The sequence below is a fragment of the Planktothrix prolifica NIVA-CYA 540 genome (assembly GCF_963864145.1).
Taxonomy (GTDB): domain Bacteria; phylum Cyanobacteriota; class Cyanobacteriia; order Cyanobacteriales; family Microcoleaceae; genus Planktothrix; species Planktothrix agardhii.
Genome location: NZ_CAWLTW010000001.1, coordinates 3,766,798 through 3,786,461 on the forward strand (window position 1 = coordinate 3,766,798; position 19,664 = coordinate 3,786,461).

At 37.8% G+C, this 19,664-nt stretch carries 12 protein-coding genes and 1 pseudogene; 4 read left to right on the forward strand and 9 right to left on the reverse strand.

What is annotated here, in order from left to right:
• Window positions 1-78 precede the first annotated feature (78 nt).
• From metG to lptC, 3 genes are all read left to right on the forward strand, one after another.
• A complete protein-coding gene (metG, locus tag AC559H_RS16705) occupies window positions 79-1,686 on the forward strand; it encodes a methionine--tRNA ligase (RefSeq protein WP_026798549.1) in 1,608 nt (535 codons plus the stop codon).
• Between the two features lie 108 nt (window positions 1,687-1,794).
• Entirely contained in the window at window positions 1,795-2,412 is a 618-nt protein-coding gene (locus AC559H_RS16710) for a LabA-like NYN domain-containing protein (protein WP_026795546.1), read from the forward strand.
• Window positions 2,413-2,498: 86 nt separating this feature from the next.
• Entirely contained in the window at window positions 2,499-3,626 is a 1,128-nt protein-coding gene (gene lptC / locus AC559H_RS16715; protein WP_052331112.1) for an LPS export ABC transporter periplasmic protein LptC, read from the forward strand.
• Window positions 3,627-3,888: 262 nt separating this feature from the next.
• Here the strand turns inward: lptC and AC559H_RS16720 are convergent.
• The 4 genes and pseudogenes from AC559H_RS16720 to rpiA all read right to left on the reverse strand — a co-directional run bounded on the left by AC559H_RS16720 (window position 3,889) and on the right by rpiA (window position 6,814).
• Window positions 3,889-4,609: pseudogene (locus AC559H_RS16720) on the reverse strand (ISAs1 family transposase).
• A gap of 340 nt (window positions 4,610-4,949) precedes the next feature.
• Window positions 4,950-5,210, reverse strand: a complete 261-nt coding sequence (locus tag AC559H_RS16725; RefSeq protein ID WP_026795543.1) for a hypothetical protein — start codon at window positions 5,208-5,210, stop codon at window positions 4,950-4,952.
• 38 nt (window positions 5,211-5,248) lie between these two features.
• Window positions 5,249-5,743 (reverse strand): hypothetical protein, encoded by a 495-nt coding sequence (locus AC559H_RS16730; RefSeq protein ID WP_026798550.1) that lies wholly within the window; start codon window positions 5,741-5,743, stop codon window positions 5,249-5,251.
• A 360-nt stretch (window positions 5,744-6,103) separates the two neighbouring features.
• Window positions 6,104-6,814, reverse strand: a complete 711-nt coding sequence (rpiA, locus tag AC559H_RS16735; protein ID WP_026787616.1) for a ribose-5-phosphate isomerase RpiA — start codon at window positions 6,812-6,814, stop codon at window positions 6,104-6,106.
• Between the two features lie 153 nt (window positions 6,815-6,967).
• Here rpiA and AC559H_RS16740 point away from each other — a divergent pair, with 153 nt between their 5' ends.
• Window positions 6,968-10,261 carry a tetratricopeptide repeat protein gene (locus tag AC559H_RS16740; RefSeq protein WP_026798551.1) on the forward strand — a complete coding sequence of 1,098 codons (3,294 nt, stop codon included), beginning with the start codon at window positions 6,968-6,970 and terminating at the stop codon, window positions 10,259-10,261.
• Between the two features lie 18 nt (window positions 10,262-10,279).
• On the opposite strand, the gene AC559H_RS16745 is transcribed toward AC559H_RS16740, so the two are convergent.
• The 5 genes from AC559H_RS16745 to AC559H_RS16765 form a co-directional block, all read right to left on the reverse strand.
• Entirely contained in the window at window positions 10,280-10,510 is a 231-nt protein-coding gene (locus AC559H_RS16745) for an AbrB/MazE/SpoVT family DNA-binding domain-containing protein (RefSeq protein ID WP_026795541.1), read from the reverse strand.
• 72 nt (window positions 10,511-10,582) lie between these two features.
• A complete protein-coding gene (locus AC559H_RS16750; protein WP_051319589.1) occupies window positions 10,583-12,001 on the reverse strand; it encodes a diguanylate cyclase domain-containing protein in 1,419 nt (472 codons plus the stop codon).
• Window positions 11,991-14,411, reverse strand: a complete 2,421-nt coding sequence (locus AC559H_RS16755) for an ATP-binding protein (protein WP_071782599.1) — start codon at window positions 14,409-14,411, stop codon at window positions 11,991-11,993. Before AC559H_RS16755 ends, AC559H_RS16750 begins: the two co-directional genes overlap by 11 nt.
• 278 nt (window positions 14,412-14,689) lie before the next feature.
• Window positions 14,690-15,619, reverse strand: coding sequence for a class I SAM-dependent methyltransferase (locus AC559H_RS16760; RefSeq protein WP_026795539.1), 930 nt, complete (start codon window positions 15,617-15,619; stop codon window positions 14,690-14,692).
• A gap of 95 nt (window positions 15,620-15,714) precedes the next feature.
• Entirely contained in the window at window positions 15,715-19,611 is a 3,897-nt protein-coding gene (locus AC559H_RS16765; RefSeq protein ID WP_026795538.1) for a non-ribosomal peptide synthetase, read from the reverse strand.
• Between the last annotated feature and the right edge of the window lie 53 nt (window positions 19,612-19,664).

Sequence of the window (19,664 nt, forward strand, 5' to 3'; positions counted from 1 at the left end):
CATGCTATGGTTTTTATAACTATTACCTGTATTATCCCCCTAGCTCTGATTAAAACTTCTTTAAATCAATAAATCTAAATGAAATTGACACAAACCCCTTTAAATACCTTTTCTATTACAACACCTCTTTATTATGTCAATGATGTTCCTCACATTGGCAGCGCTTATACAACCATAGCGGCTGACGCCATTGCCCGATTTCAACGACTCCAAGGAAAATCAGTTCTTCTGATTACGGGAACCGATGAACACGGTCAAAAAATTCAACGCACAGCAGAGGAATTAGGTCGTTTTCCCCAGGATCATTGTGATCAAATTGCCTCTAGTTTTGCCTCCCTGTGGGAACATTTTGATATTCAGTATGATCGCTTTAGTCGAACAACTGCAACCCGTCACGAAGCCATTGTTAAAGAGTTTTTTCAACGGGTTTGGGATAACGGAGATATCTACCTCAGCCAACAGCAAGGTTGGTATTGTGTCGCCTGTGAAGAATACAAAGAAGAACGAGAATTAGCACCAGGAAAATTATGCCCCATTCATACTAATAAAGTGGTAGAATGGAGGGATGAGCAGAACTATTTTTTCCGGTTATCTAATTATCAGAAACATTTAGAAATCTTATATCAAGAGCATCCTGAATTTATTCAGCCAGAAAGTCGGCGTAACGAAGTCATGAACTTCGTGAAGCAAGGACTACAGGATTTTTCGATTTCTCGCGTTAATATTGACTGGGGATTTCCCATTCCTACCGATCCGAGTCATACGATTTATGTTTGGTTTGATGCCTTATTGGGATATGTAACTGCTTTGCTTGACCCCGAAGATGAACCCACCTTAGAAAATGCTTTATCGAAATGGTGGCCGATTAATTTACATCTAATTGGTAAGGATATTCTAAGGTTCCACGCCATTTATTGGCCAGCAATGTTGATGTCCGCAGGTTTATCTCTACCCGGTCGTATCTTTGGACACGGTTTTTTAACCAAAGATGGGAAGAAGATGGGCAAAAGCTTAGGGAATACTCTTGATCCCGTGGCTTTAGTCAATCAATATGGTTCCGATGCTATTCGCTTTTATTTTTTGAAAGAGATAGAATTTGGACAGGATGGTGATTATAGTCAGACTCGGTTTATTCATACCGTTAATGCTAACTTAGCTAATGACTTAGGAAACTTACTCAACCGGACGCTGAAAATGGCGCATAAATATTTTAATGGTTGTGTTCCTAATGTTAAGAGTCAGGATATCCCCCAGGAAGATGGGCTCAAATCCGTCGGTCTAACCTTAACGGATACAGTAACTCAAGGTTATGATTCCCTAGCTTTTAGCGAAGTTTGCCAGGCTATTTTCAGCTTAATCCAGGCTGGGAACAAATACATTGATGAGAAAGCTCCTTGGAGTCTTTATAAACAAGGAAAACAAGAAGCGCTTGCTCAAGTTCTGTACTCGGTTTTAGAATCAGTTCGGTTATCATCTTATCTTTTGTCCCCAATTATTCCGAATATTAGCACTCGGATTTATCAACAACTGGGATATACTATTGACTTCAATGACCAGACTATGATCACAACATCACTGTCCTTTGATATCCATGGGGTTTGGGGCGCTTTACCCGCCAATCAACCCATACAGGAAGGACAACCCGTGTTTAGACGCTTGGAGGATTTAGAGGAGGTGTCATCCTAAATTCAACCCCGTTTTAATGATAGCCTGGTTTAACATAAAACATCAATTTCAATTGGTTTACTTTACCCATACTCAAATCATTTTTTTTCATAAAAAAGAGGTATAAAAATGTTCAATCATCTCACCACTGGAGAACTGTTTACTCCTGAACAAGTTCTGGAAAACAGGGGCCGGGTTGCTATCTTTATTGATGGTTCTAATCTATTTTATGCAGCTTTGCAACTGGGAATTGAAATTGATTACAGCAAATTATTGTGTCGTTTAACCGCCGGATCTAGGTTGTTACGCTCCTTTTTCTATACGGGAGTCGATCGGACTAATGAGAAGCAACAGGGCTTTTTATTGTGGATGCGACGGAATGGCTATCGCGTCATTTCTAAAGATTTAGTTCAACTTCCTGATGGGTCTAAAAAAGCCAATTTGGATGTAGAAATAGCCGTTGATATGATGGCCTTAGTGGGTTCCTATGACACGGCGGTTTTAGTCAGTGGTGATGGAGATTTAGCCTATGCGGTGGACTCCGTGAGTTATCGCGGTGTGCGGGTAGAAGTAGTGAGTTTGCGAGCGATGACCAGTGATAGTTTAATTAATGTCGCCGATCGCTATATTGATTTAGAAATGATCAAAGAAGAAATCCAAAAAACCCCCCGCAGTCCCAGTTATAGCTATCGTCCCCTATCGGGAATTAGTTTAATTGATGGACAAATAATTGAGGAGCATTCCTAGAAAAACAAACAGAGTAAAAGCTGGCTTAGGCTGGTTTTTACTCCATTTATTTCTGAAGTTCTGAATTCCTAAATTATTAAAATTAGATGCGGTTGTTACTGGTTTGGGTAATTATTTTAGTCGGAATTTCTGCTTGCGCTCCCAAAAATATTGAACCGACCTCAAAGGATTCTAAATCTAAGCCTTCTGAAGAATTTGAACGGACATTAACTTTAGATGATGTCACCTTAGAACAGGCGGATGAGCAGGGAAAATTATTATGGAAAATTAAAGCCAAGCAGGTCAGTTATAGTAAAGACAAAAAAATGGCAACGGTGAAAAATCCCGTGGGTGAGTTATATGATGAAGGAAAATTACTGTATAAAATTAGAGCCGATCAAGGAGAATTTGAACAGAATAGCAGACGTATTTTTTTACGCAATAATATTGTGGCTACCGATCCAAATACGGGTCTAGTTTTGAAGGGAAAAGAACTAGAATGGATTGTCCAACAGTATATTATTGTAGTGCGAAATGGAGTCACCGGAGATCATGCTCAATTGCAAGCGGTGGCTCGGGAAGTTCAGGTATTTTATCGCCAAAAACGAGTAGAATTTTGGGATAAAGCCACTGTGAGCGCAAAAGATCCGGTTGTTAAGTTACAAAGTGATCATATTATTTGGCAAATGGAACCGCAACTTTTAACCAGTAATATGAAAACCCAGATTGAACGTTATCAAAATCAAACTATTACAGACCGAGGTGTGGCGGAAACAGCAGAAATGAATTTAAAAACTAAAATTGGTATTCTAAAAAAGAATGCTCAAATCGCTTTATCTCAACCACCTTTACAAATTTCTAGTCAGGAATTACAATGGAATTATGAGAAACAAACGATTAGTTCTCCCCAGTTTATTACCATTATTGAACGAGAGCAGCAAGTAACTTTAACCGCGAATCAAGGATGGGGAGATTTAAAAAATAATATCTTTTATTTAACTGGGAATGTAGTCGGAATTGGTCAAAAACGTCAAGTCCAATTAAATGCTAATGCAGTGAATTGGGATATTATTCAACAGTCTTTTTCCGCCGAAGGAAACGTCGTCTACCGTCAAATTGATCCCCCGTTTAGTTTGATGGGAGAAAAAGCCGTTGGTAGGTTTGAAAATGATACAATTGTGGTTAGTGGAGGGAATACGGGAATCCCTGTGGTGACGGAAATTATCCCGGAATAGTGATATAGCAGGAAACAGGGGTGCACGGGGGGTTTGGGGGGGCTGTTGGCAGGGCTGTTTCATTTTCCAAAATTGGGGACTCAATTTAACTCCCCAATTTTTGCCTCATTCGGCGAAAAAACCGAGTAATTCTAACTGAATTATCAGGAATATTGCTCAAGGTATCATCTTTCTGATTTTTAAGCAAAAAAAACTTCTCTATATCTTTACCATAGAGGATTTATATCTATTTTATTTGGATTTTTGCCGCTGATTTACTCGATTATCTTGAGGATTTCAGGGGAAACAGTTCCGAGATAATAAAAATTTTGTGCCAGTGATCAGTTAACCACCGTTGTCCTTCTGTTATTGATACAAAACCCCAACTTCTGAAAAGATTGATCACCAGAGTTTTTAGAGTTGAGAAGTTGGTAGCCGCTTGAAAGTTACGGATTCGGCTTTTATCTTCTTGAAAAATTACATCTTTTACCCAATGGCATTGATTCTCAATCCCCCAATGTCCTTTAATAATTTGAGCTAAGGTTTTCGCCTCGTTGACTGCACTACTGATATAATATACTTTTTCTTTGTAGGGTTTTTTCCCTCTGTTGCCACTTCTTTCTATCTGAATCACAATTTTCAGATGTTTCCAGCCTTTGTGAAAGTTGCTATTCACTTGATAAACCGAAACTTTTTTGTTCTCCAACTTTTTCAGGTTTAATACACATCTCATTAAATATCTCGATTAAATTTGACCAATCTACTCCTTCTATTACTCTTCTTATTGTTGAGTATGATGGCGGTTTTTCTAGCTGAATTTTTAAAACTTGACTGAGTTCTTTTTGATTGATTTTAGCAAAATTTTCGATTTCTCTGTACCCTAAATTTCTCGACATTAGCCCCAAAATGACTATTAATAATACTACCCAAATCGGATGCCTTATTCCTTGGGCTTTCCGGTAATCCTTGACTTTTTTCAGTTTTTCTATTAGAGTTGTTAGCATCTTTATTTTTGTAAAAAACTAGCGGTCGCTCTTGATTTTATCAGGTAGCGATCGCTCTTTCTTTACTCTTTTCCACCCGACTTTGAAACAGCCCTGCCGTGCACGGGGGGCTAGGGGGGGTTCGGTGCACGGGGGGCTAGGGGGGGGTTCGGTGCACGAGGGGCTAGGGGGGGTTCGGTGCACGAGGGGCTAGGGGGGAGGGAACAGGGGGAAAATACTTCACTGTCTGGGTTACAAGATACGTCAGGTGTCCTAACTGCCTTGGCGGTTGCTATACTAGAAAATAGACAACACCCCGGAAGAAAAGCGTTCACCCTCCGGGTTTGAATATCAGTTAAACTTAACGATTTTCCTGATCCGCCGGATCACCGTAGGGATCTTCGCTGGCGGGGCGAACATTCCGAAACCGTTCTTCATCCGCCGGATCACCGTAGGGGTCTTCGCTGGCGGGGCGGACATTCCGAAACCGTTCTTCATCCGCCGGATCACCGTAGCGATCTTCACTGGCGGGAGAAACTTGTTGATTTTCATTATTATCATGCTGCTGTTGATCAGGGTTTAAAATAGAATCAGCTATTTTTCTTAAAAAATTGTCAACCATGATTTTTTTCCTTTTTATATGACTTTAATTTGTGATTTTTAACGGTTCTGGACAGGATTTTGAACGACATCATTGATATTCAAACCCGTAGGTCTGCCGTTATATCCCTCAAAATCTTGATAGGGTTTAGCTTCTTCTTCTGGAACTTGAATACCTTCGGCTGGAGGAGTTACCCAATGGGCTCGACCTTCCGCATCTCGATAATAAACACGACCATTTTTAGATAAATAATATTGACCCTGTGACCCCTGTTCCGTTCGATCTTTGTGTTGGTTATAGATGTAATAAAGAGCCGCTGCTCCTACTAAAACCGCAACTTTCTGACCATTAGAGAATCCTTGTTTTGCTTGGGGTTGTTGAGGAGGTGGAGGCGCAACGGCTCCCCCCCTGGTATCATCCACCGGAGGCGGGGGATTACTATAGCTTTTAGAACCGCCACAACTACTTAAAACCGGAATCATTAACAACCCTGACATTAATAACGCCATCGGTTGTGCAAATTTATGACGTTTTTGAGGGAATGATATTTGCATTGTGCCTCCTATTTTCTAGGCGAAACAGGATATATAATCAAAACAGTTTTTGATCTATTCTTACCCTCTTATTTTAAATTAATTGATTTAACTAAACATCTAACTATGGAGATAGAAATAAAAAATATTTAGCCATTAGGACTATATAATAAGGATGAGATAGCTATTAAAAACTGAATGTTTAATAAATATGGTTATTTCTCTTGTTCTCTTGTTGCTAGGTTCTCTTGTTGCTAGGTTATACCTGGCAATACTTTTTGCAGGCTCCGCCTGCTTTAAAATGGAGGCGGAGCCTCCGCAAGTGTGTCCCCTGGTAGAACCAGGGAACGAGAGTGTGAGGGTATTTAAGGTTATTTAAGGTTAGGAAATTTCTCGAACTTTCGCTTCTCCGTTGATAACTTCACCGACAAGAATGATATCAGCAACCCCCACAAATAAACCATTATCTAAAACCCCAGGAATATTGTTGATTTCTTTTTCTAATTCGGCGGGATTTTCCAGCAGATCAAACTTAACATCAATCACCAAATTTCCTTCATCTGTAACCACTGGCCCCGCTTTTTTGACTCCCATTCTTAGGGTCGGTTTTCCCCCTAATTTTTCCAGGGCTTTCATTACTGGAGTCATCGCCATGGGAATCACTTCAACGGGTAATAAAAAGGTTGATCCGAGTCGATCAACCAGTTTAGAATTATCGACAACCACAATAAAAACTTCTGCCAAACTATCAACAATTTTCTCACGGGTATGGGCAGCCCCACCTCCTTTAATTAAGTTTTTGTTGGGATCAACTTCATCGGCACCATCAATGGCAATATCAATGTGATCCACTTCGTCTAATGTGGTTAATGGAATGCCATATTGTTTGGCTAATACTGTGGCTTGAAAGGAGGTAGGAATGCCTTTAATATCTTTGAGTTCTCCACTTTGGAGCCGTTCTCCAATATACTGAATCGCGTAGGCTGTGGTGGAACCAGTTCCGAGTCCAACAATCGTTCCCGATTGTACTCGATCAGCGGCGGCTTTGCCCACATACTGTTTCATTAATGTTACGGGATCTGGTTGGCTCATTTTAATTTATCCTCAATAAAGGGTTGTTTTAGATGGGAGTCAAGTCTAATTTAACCACAAAGACACAACCAACACAAAGAAGTTATAAACACTAACCGACTGATTGATATACTGATTAACGTGGGCATTTGATTCGTAATTGGAGAGTAAATTGTGAGTTTAGATTCGGTTTCTTCCCTATTAAAACAAGGGATTCAGCTTAAAGAATTGGGGAATTTAGAAGCTGCAATTCATATATTTCAGCAGGCTTTAGCCATGGATTCCCAAGACGCAGAAGTTTATAAAAGACTGGCGGAAGTTTATATTTTAATCGGTAAGGAAGAAGACGGAATTAACTATTTACATCAAGCCCTAAATTTACAACCGGATTTGGCTTCTGCGTATTTGGTTGTGGGAAATGCTCTTTATGTTCAATCTCGGTTAGATTTAGCGATTTTAGCCTATACCCAAGCTCTGGAAATACAACCTAATTTTACAGAAGCTCATGCTAATTTGGGCAGTATTTATTTTATCAAAGAACGTTTAGATGAAGCACTTTCCTGTTATCAAATAGCACTAAAAATTAATCCAAATCAAGGGTTAATTTATTGGATGACGGGAAATTTACTCACAAAACAGGAGAAAATAGAACTAGCAATTAATTATTATCAAAAAGCCGTAGACTTACAACCGAATAAAGAAATATTTTATTTAAAACTAGCTGAAAATTTAGTTAAAGTAAATCAAGTTAATCAGGCAATTGATTGTTATAAAAAAGCGATTCAACTTAATCCCAAACAAGCCTTTACCCATCAGGAACTAAACCGACTACTGCAATTAAAGTTTCAAGAGTCTGGCGAGGTTGAACGCGAGAATCCAGGGTTTTATGAAGGGGGAGTTGAATTAGCAAATGCTGGACTAGAAACTCAATTTCAATCTCGATCTGAATCCAATATTGAAACAGCCTTAGTTGCGTCTGGAAATCAACAGTTTTTAGTGAACACTCCCCCAGAAAAAGAGAGTGAAAATTTAGAAGTTCAACAATACAAACAACAGGCTGAAATCCTTATGAGTCAAGGGTTTTATGAACAAGCCCTTGTCAGTTGTCATCAAGCCTTAAAATTACAACCGGATTATTTACCTGCCTATTTAACCCTGGGCAATATTCTGCAATTCCAAGGCAAAATAGAAGCGGCATTACGGGCTTATTTTCAAGCCTTAGAACTGCGACCAAATTTCGCAGAAATTCATGCTAATATTGGCACTATGTTGTTTAAAATGCAACAGTGGGAACAGGCAATTTCGAGTTATGAAAAAGCATTAGAACTTAATCCTAATTTAGCGGCAGTTTACTGGAATTTAGGCAAGGTTTTTCAAACCGTGGGTCGGGTTGATGAATCTATTACAGCTTGGCAAAAAGCCTTAGAATTACAACCGAATTTAGTTGAAGCGGAATTTAACTTTGAATTTGGTAATAGTTTAGCCCGTCGCAGTCTTTGGGATGAAGCTGCTAAAAATTATCAACGGGCGATCGCTTTAAAACCTCAGTGGGCAGAAGTTTATGCTAATCTAGGGAGTGTGCGATCGCAACAAGGACAAGAACAAGAGGCTATTCAATATTATCAAAAAGCGATTGAACTTAAACCCGATTTACCTCAACCCTATCTCTATCTCGGTCATATTTTCTCAAATAAAGGGGAATCGGAACAGGCTATTTATCATTATCAACAATCAATTAAACTTAAACCAGATTCTATTGATAGTTATGCCAATATTGCGAATATTTATGCTAAAATTGGTAAGGTAGAAGCCGCAATTCAAAACTTTGAACAAGCCTTAGCTTTACAACCGGATTGGGCTGAACTTCATTGTCGATTAGCCCATATTCGCAAACATGATCAACCCTCAGAAGCCCTAATTAATTTAGAAAAAGCAATTGAGCTTAAACCGGATTTTGTCGAAGCCTATCAACAATTGTGTGATTTACTCAGCCATTCCACAAATTTAGCCAAAGCTCGAGAAATGTCGGATTTATATTGTCAAAAATGTGGGGATAAAGTTCCGGTTTTATCAGCAATTGCCTATATTTTTGCCTATAGTCAATCGGGGGCTTGTCAACAGGCGCTAGAAAAACTTATAGAATTAGAAAAAATCTGTTATCAAGATCCCGATAAATTAGAGGTTTCAGAAGTAATTATTCTCTATGAAATTCTCCTATTTACGGTTTCCCACCTGCGGGATGATTTGGAAGCCAACGCCAAATTATATCGCTTAATTGCCCAACAATATGCTAAACATCGCTTCAGTGGTGTCCCCTCGCCTCAGTATGCCTTGATACCTGAAAAAACGAGTTTGAAACCCCTAAGAATTGGCTTGATTTCTAAACACTTTCGACGGCATTCTGTGGGCTGGTGTAGTGAGAACTTAATTAAAGAATTGTCCCTAATTTCCCCCCATATTTATATTTATGTCACCGGACAGTTACCAACGGATGAAGTTACCCAAAGATTTGAACAAATAGCGGCGAAATTTTACTGGCCAAAATCCTTTCCGAATGGGTTTGGTTCGCCGGAGGAATTAACTACAGAAATCCTCAAAGATCGATTAGATATTTTAGTTGATTTGGACTCTATGACCGTGCCTACAAATGTTCAGATATTATATCGTAGACCTGCCCCGGTTTGTGTATCTTGGTTAGGGTTTGATGCGCCTTATGTTTCCGGTGATAACTATTTCTTCTGTGATCAATATAGCCATCCCCAAGGAATTGAAAAACATTACCTAGAAAAGTTAATCCGTTTACCCCATACTTCCGTGGCTTTAGAACCTTTTAAAAGCCGTCCAGTGGATAGAAATGCTGTGAGAAAGGGTTTAAATATTCAGCCTGATCAAATAGTTTATTTATGTGTAGCACCCGGACGAAAAACTAACCTAGAAATGATTCAAGCTCAGGTTAAAATTCTTCAAGGAGTTCCCAATAGTGTATTACTCAGGAAAGGTCAAGGGGATAATAACTTAATTCGAGAACTTTATCACCAAGTTTGTGTTGAACAGAATGTTGATCAAGGTCGAGTAATTTTTATTGGGTTAACCAAAACCGAAGAAGAACATCGAGCGATTTATTATGTGGCGGATGCCCTATTAGACTCCTATCCCTATAATGGAGGAACCCATAATTTAGAGGCTCTATCGGCTAATTTACCCATTATTACTCGGGCTGGGGAACAATATTTATCTCGCATGGGTTACTCGTTTTTAAAGGCCGTTAATCTCGATATTGGTGCGGCTTGGACTTGGGAAGAATATACACAATTAGGGATTAAATTAGGTTTAGATGCTAATTTACGCGATCAAATTAAATCCCATTTAATTCAATCTCAAAACCCAAATTCCTTAGCTCCATTATGGAATCCTAAAAAGTTGGCAAGGGAAATGTATGATATTTTTGAGAAACTTTATCGGGAATAGACAATAGTTTTTAGAAACTTATGGAATAGCAAAACAACGCGCCCACTCGACAGCATCATTAATATCCTGTTGATTCAGATTCAAAGTTGCTAATTTAGCCCGTACAGCATCAGCCCCCTGAATTTTTACCGGAGTCAAAATAATTTGTCCACCTTCTACCTTAACTTCAAAATATTCAGCCTCCCCGATGGCTTGAGTTATACTTTTAGGTAGAGTAAGCTGATTTTCAGTAGTCAACTTAGCAAGCATAGTAATATTCTTAATTATTTACTATTTATTATCTGTTATTCATGCTCAATTGTCAATATTCGTAATTCATAATTACCTATTACCTATTACCTGTTCCTGATAACTACTACTACTAATACAATAGCGATCGCGTCCCTGTTCTTTAGCATTATATAACGCCTGATCAGCTAGTTCAATTAAGTAACTGGGCTTAACTTCTAAACTCGGTATAATTGAAGCAATACCCAAACTGACGGTCACAATTTCCCTAACATTAGAGTATTCATGGGTAATTGCTAAACGGTAAATCATCTGCTGAATTCGTTCTGCAACCTGAATTCCTACGGCTAAATTTTTCCCCGATAGCAGGACGACAAATTCCTCTCCGCCATAACGGGCTACCAGGTCAATAGGACGCCGCAAATCCTGGTGGCGAGTACATTGATACACCGCTTGAGCAATCTGGACGAGGCAATCATCCCCGGCTAGATGACCGTAGTTGTCGTTATAGAGCTTAAACCCGTCGATATCAAAAATAATCAGGGTCAAGGGTCGTTGTTGTTGGGTTAAGACATCCCATTCCTTTTGCAGACGAGAATCAAAACAGCGACGATTGGCGATTTGAGTTAAACTATCGAGATTAGCGAGTTCTTTTAATTTTTGATTGGCTTCTTGTAGGGCTAGTTCAACTTTTTTGCGGGAGGTAATATCACGAATAGTAATAGCAAAACCATCCCCTAACTTGACCGCCACAAAATGATACCAGTAGGATTCACCAACGGGATAGTAAATATCCTGTTCTAAGGATTCCCCATTTTCAACAACTTTAACAAAACGATAAAATAGTTCTGGTTGAATGCGATTTAGGAGTCTTTTCAGGATGATTTTACCCATTATATCTTCCCGAGTGCGGTCAAAAACCCTCGCTAAGATCGGGTTAACCACTAAACACCTAAAATCCTTAATTTCTCCGGTTTCCGGTTCCCGTAGGGCTTGTAAAGCTGCAATCCCATTCAGGGAACTATTCAATATACTCGATAACAGCGCCCGGGATTGGTATAAAACTTCCTCGGTATCTCGGCGTTTAATAATTTCCTGTTCCAGAAGTCTTTGTTGTCTTTGAATAGTTAACTGACTTTCCAGACGGGCGACAACTTCTTCCACCTGAAAGGGTTTAGTAATATAATCGATCCCACCAGACTGAAACGCCTTAATTTTATCAAAAACGTCGTTTAAAGCACTAATAAAAATAACCGGAATCTGGCGTAAATGTTCATCGTTTTTCAGGGCTTTACAGACTTCATAACCATCCATTTCTGGCATTTTAACATCTAAAAAAATAACATCAGGTTGCTTGATTTTAATAGTTTTCAGTGCCATTCTGCCACTGGTGACACTGCGAACTGTATAGCCCAATTTAAGTAACAAATCACTGAGCAATTGTAAATTCTCTGGCAGATCATCAACCAGAAGAATATTCGCTTTATTATCTGCGGCTAAATCAGGATTCATGATTAACTAGGGGTTCAACTAGGTTAATAATTTGTTCAAATTCAAACTTACGCACAAGTTGTGTGAGGGATTGTATCAAATGAGTCTCTATATTAGGAATTTGTGCAATTAATTGCATAACCAGAACTGTATTCGCTTCCAGAGTACCTTGATATAGCTCGATTATCCACTCTTTAGGCATACAGGTTAATTCTTGAGACATCAAGGTAGTATCTATGGTAGCATCTGACACAGAGGGTTTTGTTTCTGAATAAATATATCTTACACCTAAATGTTGGGCTAGGGCATCAAAAATATTATATTCTGTAAAGGGTTTTCTAATAAAATCATCACATCCAGCCGATAGCACAATCGCTTTTTCCTCCTCTAAAACACTGGCAGTTAAGGCAATTATGGCGGTGGCACTGCCTTTTGTTGTGGATTTAATATATTTTATCGCTTCATAGCCATCCATCACTGGCATTCGCATATCCATCCAAATTAAATGGGGTTCCCATTCGTTCCAAATTGCGATCGCTTCTAGTCCATTGCTGGCTTCTTTTACCTCAAATCCTAGGGGTTCCAAAAGTTTAAGTAATAACTTTCGATTCACTTCTTTGTCATCGACCGTTAATAATTTGTAAGTCGGTTGACCCTTGGCTAAACTCAAGACAATCCGATTGGTTTCGATTGGCTTATTCTGGAAATTTTGACCAGGTTGGACTTGAATTTGGAATCTAAAGGTTGTGCCTTGATGAAATTGGCTTTCGACTTGAATTTCTCCCCCCATTAATTGGACAAATTTTTGACTAATAGCCAATCCTAAACCCGTCCCTTCTTGGGATTCCTTTCCCGCTTGAGCTTGGGTAAATATCTGAAAGAGTTTTGGCAATTCTTCGGGAGAAATTCCGATCCCGGTGTCCCAAACTTGAAACTCCAATATCATGCTATTTTTGTCTTGGATTTCTCGTTGAAGCACCGTTAAAGTCACCCCACCATTGGGGGTAAATTTAATCCCATTACTGAGTAAATTAATTAAAATTTGACGAAGTTTGATTTGATCGCTATAAATATATTGAGCAACCGAAGGATCTCGCTCAAAAATTAAATTTAATCCCGCATTCACCGCTCTGAGGTGCAACATATCTTCTAAATCATCTAATAACTGATATAAATCAAAATTAGTGGGATTTAAGGTGGTTTTTCCGGCTTCTATTTTTGATAAATCCAGAATATTATTAATCAGGGTTAAGAGATACTCCCCACTTCGATAGATAATTCCGGCATTTTCTAAATGTTCTAGGGGAAGATTGGGCGTCCTGAGAATGATTTGAGAAAAGCCTAAAATTGCATTCAAAGGAGATCGCAATTCATGACTCATATTCGCAATAAAGATACTTTTGGATTGATTGGCAACTTCAGCTTTTTCCTTGGCTTTTTCTAGTTGTAAGGTTCGTTCTTTGACTGTATCTTCTAAATTACCCAGAGTTAACTCTAATTTGTTGGTTGCTTTTTGCTTTTCATCAATTATGGCGGATAAAATCAGAGAAGTGACCGCAAAAACCCCAATAAATAATTGAACTAAAAATAAAGATTGATTCGGTGATGCTTTGACAAACGGGCCCAATCCTAGGGCAGTGTAAATAATACTCACGCAGGAAACGATGGCTACCATCACAATCGAAAACTTTTTACCTAAAGTAAATACAGTTAAAATAAGTAATAGCAAGAAAATATATTCAACAGAAATATTTTTGATAAAAGTTATCCATAAAACTACAATTGTACCAATGATCACAAAGCCGATTATTGATAATTTGATTTTCGGGGGCAGTTTCTTTACTCCCGGGACAGGACGAATAGTATGAATTAAAAATAGGGGAGTAAAAATTACATGACCCAAGGCACTAGCTGCCCACATTGTCAAGAAAGAACTCCAGTAAGTTTCAGGTGAATATAGCCCGATATAAACAGCAGTATTAACGATCAGAATGGGGGACAATATGGGAACCAATAAGCAGGATAAAATAAAAAAAATAATTACTCCATCAATACTATTAAATAAATTTTTAATGTCAGTATATTTTCTAAGTAGTAACGTAATCAATAAAGGCTGTAAATAATTAGCTAAAATACAAGCAGCATTAATCAAAATCAAACCCGTAAATGATTTTATGGAACTATGGTTATTAATTAATCCTACTATTGAACCAAAAGCAATTGCTGGAAATACTTTTGAACCGAATAACATAACAGCAGCTAAAACCATACCTGCTGGCAACCAAATCGCAGAAGAACCATTTACAGATGTAATATTGATGCTAAATCTTACCGCCAGAAGGTAAGCAATTCCCAAACAAATATTAATCACAATCAGCTTGAATAACTCTGATTTTTGATAACGAAAAACTTGCTGATTAAATAGTTTCATATAAATAGAGTTCTATTTAGGAAAGATAATCGACTAATCCTAGTGCGCCCACAATTTGTCATACAAAGGGGGTAATCAATAAGTAGTTACACAAAATAAATTACCTAGTTGAGAGAGGGAACAGCCCCCAAACCCCCCGTGCACGGGGGGCTTGGGGGGGAGGGAACAGGGTGGAGGATGTGTAATTAATTTTGTTTAGGTACTTAGTAATCTCAGGGGAATTTGTCTGTTTTTTTGGTTTGCTGGGATAGTGATTAGTCATAGCTGATTTAATCTAATTAATGGGGTTTTTCTCCAGAAAATAAAAGATAATCGTCAAATGCCATAAACCACCCCCTATTTCTCGACCAAACCTCAATTCCTGGGTTATCTTTTTGCAGATCAATAACTAAATCATGTTTGCTGATTCCCTGGCTAACTTGGGCAAAATAATGAACCATTGCTGGCCAAACATATTCGCTAATCGGGATAGCTTGGATATTAATAAATCCATGGCTTTTCAGTTTCTCTACATAAGTATGCCGATCATATTGATTAACGAAAGGAATACACATTTTCTTACTATTAACCTTCAGCCAAAAGTTAATTTCTCGTCCCTCTCTAGGCAAACAATCTGCTAAAGCCAGCTTTCCACCAGGGCGCAAAACTCGAAATGCTTCGGCAAAAAAATCCTCACGAGTATCAAAATGAAAAGCACATTCTAAAGCCGTAACTTTATCAAAAGAATTCTCTGGAAAAGGGATTTTTGTAGCCGAGCCTACCTGAAGATTTATGCGATCAGCTAATCCCATTTTAGCGACTCTTTCTTGAGCAATTTCTACTTGTAGCTCCGTTGTATTTAGTCCAATAATTGAATCAACCTGATTTTCCCGCACCCAAAGTAAATCTTGTTCAGCAAAACCAAACCCGACGTCTAAAACTTGATCTCCAGCTTGAAGTTCTGCTATTTCTCCTAATTTACGAGCTAAAGCGGTGCAAGCACCATTATAAGTAGTTTCTTCTTTCCAATAGCCAAAATTTAGCCATTGGGGAATATTGGGATCATGAAGATCAGGATCTCGTTTGGCTATATTAGTATAAAGTTCAGATACCAAAAATTTGTCTTGTAAAAAAGAGATTTCCTTAATTGGATGCTGAATAAATTCTTTGATGATGATCCAGCGATTACGCCATTCATCTTTTAAGGGAATTTTGCCGATATTTTCCAAATCAATATTCTCCTTTACTTTAGTTCTTTTATTTTAACAGCAATAGAATCCGTAATCAACACAATGATATATTAGATATACAGGTGTCTGGAAAGTTAATTTTTTAGTCCCTCCAAACCCATATTAAGAATACGATTAATAATAGTGGCATTTTTTTGGAGATAGGGAGGATCGATCATCTCACGATGAACACCAGAGGCGTAATAATTAATTCGTTGCCCTTTTGTCGCTTGTATCCAATCATCTTCAACATCATAGTTACCCTCAGCCCGAATCAGATGAATAGTCCCATTAATTTGCAGATTTTTTAGGTCGGAATTCCAGAGAAAATTAAAGTATTCCCAAACTTGGTTATAAGTGCGATCGCGTAATTTTTGATTTTCTAAAAAGTAACGTCTTAATTCCTGACGTTTGGGATTTAATAAGAAACCATCAACCCCGGCTTTTATTTCTGACATATCAGCTTTTTTTGCCTCACTACCGCCTCGGTAAGTATCTAGTAAAATAATATCAGAAACTACTCGGTCACGGCTTTCTAACTTTTTGGCAATTAACATTGCTAAAAAACCTCCGGCGGAATGCCCCATTAATTTTAGGTCTTGATCAGGAGATAAATGATCGATTAATTCTGCATATTGTTCTAACATTAATTCATCGGCGATATATCTAAAAGTATAGATAGTATAATCCGTTAAATAATCAGCCAAATTTGTATAAGCTGTGGCAAAACCAAGGGCAGGAGGAAATAAAAATACTGCCTTTTTTTGCTGTTTATTAAACACAACATAAGGACGTTCTTTTGGTTGAATATTCATTTCTTTGGCATAGATAATATATTCGCTCAATTCCGTCACCGTTGGTTTTTCATAAATGATTGATAAAGGAATTTCTATCTCTGTCTCTTGATAAATGAGTGCCATAAGATTCATCGCTTGTAAGGAATGACCACCCAAATCAAAGAAGTTATCATTTACTCCTATCTTAGATATCCGTAGAAGTTGTTGCCAAATATTTACTAATATGACTTCGGTTTGATTACCTGGGGCTAAATACGGGGATTCAACTATTGATCTTTGATCGGGTTTTGGTAATTTTTTAATATCTATTTTACCACTGGGATTTAAGGGAAATTCCGATAGAATTACAAAGGCTGAAGGGATCATATAAACTGGCAATTTAGCCTGTAAAAAACTCCGCAGTTCCCTAGGATTTACTGATAGGTTTTTTCCGACTACATAAGCGACTAAACGTTGGTTTTCAGCCGGATCTGTTTGCAGAATAACAACTGTTTGTTCGACTTGGGGATGGGTTGCTAAAAGTGATTCAATTTCTCCTAATTCAATCCGTAAACCTCGCAGTTTGACTTGATTATCAATCCGACCCAGAAATTCAATATTCCCATCAGGTAGATAACGTGCTAAATCTCCAGTTTTATACAATTTACCATTACCAAAAGGGTTAGAAATGAAATTTTTGGCAGTTAATTCTGGTTGGTTAAGATAACCTCTAGCTAAAGGCACACCCCCAATATGTAGTTCTCCAGCAACGCCAATGGGAACTGGTTGTAAATATTTATCGAGGATATAAATTTGGGTATTGGCAATGGGGCGACCAATGGGAATTATTTGATAATTAGACTGAGGTTTACACTGAAAGTAAGTAGCATCAACTGCTGTTTCCGTTGGCCCATAAAGATTATGTAATTCACAGTTTAATCTTTCAAAAAATAGTTGATTTAGTTCATAAGATAGGGCTTCTCCACCACAAAATATTCGCTTTAAACAACGACAACTTTCTAAGTTTGGTTGTTGTAAAAAAACTCGCAACATTGAAGGGACAAAACAGATGTGGGTGACTTGTTCGCTGACAATCAAATTAATTAAGTAAGCTATATCTTTATGACCTTCAGGTTTAGCCACCACTAGGGTAGTACCAGATATTAAAGACCAGAATATTTCCCAGATTGAAGGATCAAAACTAAAAGGAGTTAATTGTAGGATTCGATCTTCTCGTGTGAGTGGGTAAGCATCAATCATTCGCCATAAATTATTACAAATACTCCGATGAAGATTCATCACACCCTTGGGTTTTCCGGTCGAACCAGAAGTATAAATAACATAAGCTAAATTGTCCGAGGTTACTGCATTGATTGGATTTTCTTGGCTATAGTTTGCTATGCTTTGCCAATCCCTATCTAAACATAGTAACTCGGCTTGATTTGGTGGTAAAAATTGTACTAAAGACTGCTGGGTTAATAAGATGGAACAGCGCGAATCAGATATCATATAAGTTAAACGTTCTGCTGGATAATTAGGATCTAAAGGTATATAAGCTCCCCCAGCTTTTAAAATTCCCAATATTCCGATGATCATTTCCAGAGAACGTTCAATAAAAATTCCCACCAATACTTCTTTATTTACCCCTTTTTCTTGTAGATAATGGGCTAATTGGTTCGCCTGCTTATTTAACTGTTGGTAGGTCAATTTTTGGTCTTCAAAGATTACTGCTATGGCGTCGGGGTTAAGTTTTACTTGTTCTTCAAATAGTTGATGCAAACATTTATCTTGAGGATATTCAGCCTGAGTATTATTCCAATCTATTAGTAATTGATCACGTTCTTCAGGAGTTAGTAAATTAATTTGTGATAATTGAATATTAGGATTTTCAATTACTGTTTGAATGATTTGTAAAAAGTGACCGCCCATTCTAGCGATTGTTTCAGGTCGAAATAAATCGGGTTCGTATTCTATGGCTAATCTGAGATTATTGCCATCTTCAAAGAAACTCCAAGTCAAATCAAATTGGGCAGTTCGTGGTTTTAGGGGATATTCTTGATGTTCAATTCCAGGAATTTCCATCACTGTTTTGCTTTCTTTACTCAGCAGTGAAAACATGACATCAAACAACGGATTTCGTAATAAATCCCGTTCTAAATTGAGAGCGGATACTAATTTATCAAAAGGATAATCACTATATTCATAAGCATCAATGCAGGTATTAGTTACTTCCGTCAATACTTGTTTAAAAGTTCCCGATTCTGGGAGTAAAGTTCTTAAAGCTAAGGTATTAACATAAAATCCTATTTGGTTTTCTAAATCTGGATGATTTCTTCCAGAAATAGGGATACCAATAACTAAATCACGCTGTCCTGTGTAACGGTAGAGTAATATTTTAAATAAGGTTAGCAAGGTAATAAATAGAGTTGTCTGATTTTTGGCTGCAAAACTGCGTAATTGTTCACTCAAACTCTGACTAAAATTATAAGTATATGAAGCTGCTTGAGAAGATTTTAATTGAGGTCTAGGGAAGTCGGTGGGTAAGTTCAGGATGGGGGGATGTTCCGCAAAAACATCGCACCAATAATTATGTTGTTCTCTAACTTCTTCACTTTCTAACCACTGATTTTGCCATGCGGTGTAATCTTTATACTGTAATTCTAGCGGAGGTAATAAGGCATTTTTTTGTTGAATATCAGCAAAGTATAAAGTCACGAACTCTTTAAATATAATATCAAGTGATGTCGCATCACCAATAATATGATGTATTGTTAAACCAAACAGAAATTCCTCCGATTTAATCTGGACTAATAAAACTCGCATTAGCGGTAATTTATCTAAATCAAACCGTGAATTAGCTGATTCCTGAATCAAAGTATCAGCTAGGATTTCAGCATCTTTTTGTCCTCTTAAATCCCTAAAAATGACTAATTGTTCCTTAGTAATATTTTCATGGACAATTTGCTGAATATTTCCAGCTATACTGGCAAAAGTAGTCCGCAAAATTTCGTGGCGATTAACAATTTCTTGAAAAGATTTTGTCAATATCGCAACATTTAAGTTGCCCTGTATTCTGATAGCTAGTCTAATATTATAGGCACTGGAATATTCATTGATATGGTGCAAAATCCACAGCCGTCGCTGGCCGTGGGATACGTCATAATATTGTTGCTTTGCTAGGGGGTTAATCGAGTTAGATTGTTGTAAGTTGCTCATTTTGTTTGTTCTGATTGAATTGTTAAAATTTGCTTTTTATTAAAAAAATTAGT

Bases quoted from the DNA above. Each gene is read 5' to 3' on its own strand.
- AC559H_RS16730 (WP_026798550.1), bottom strand. From the start codon at position 5,743: ATGCAAATATCATTCCCTCAAAAACGTCATAAATTTGCACAACCGATG.
- AC559H_RS16745 (WP_026795541.1), bottom strand. From the start codon at position 10,510: ATGCTTGCTAAGTTGACTACTGAAAATCAGCTTACTCTACCTAAAAGT.
- metG (WP_026798549.1), top strand. From the start codon at position 79: ATGAAATTGACACAAACCCCTTTAAATACCTTTTCTATTACAACACCT.
- rpiA (WP_026787616.1), bottom strand. From the start codon at position 6,814: ATGAGCCAACCAGATCCCGTAACATTAATGAAACAGTATGTGGGCAAA.
- AC559H_RS16765 (WP_026795538.1), bottom strand. From the start codon at position 19,611: ATGAGCAACTTACAACAATCTAACTCGATTAACCCCCTAGCAAAGCAA.
- lptC (WP_052331112.1), top strand. From the start codon at position 2,499: ATGCGGTTGTTACTGGTTTGGGTAATTATTTTAGTCGGAATTTCTGCT.
- AC559H_RS16725 (WP_026795543.1), bottom strand. From the start codon at position 5,210: ATGGTTGACAATTTTTTAAGAAAAATAGCTGATTCTATTTTAAACCCT.
- AC559H_RS16750 (WP_051319589.1), bottom strand. From the start codon at position 12,001: ATGAATCCTGATTTAGCCGCAGATAATAAAGCGAATATTCTTCTGGTT.
- AC559H_RS16755 (WP_071782599.1), bottom strand. From the start codon at position 14,411: ATGAAACTATTTAATCAGCAAGTTTTTCGTTATCAAAAATCAGAGTTA.
- AC559H_RS16710 (WP_026795546.1), top strand. From the start codon at position 1,795: ATGTTCAATCATCTCACCACTGGAGAACTGTTTACTCCTGAACAAGTT.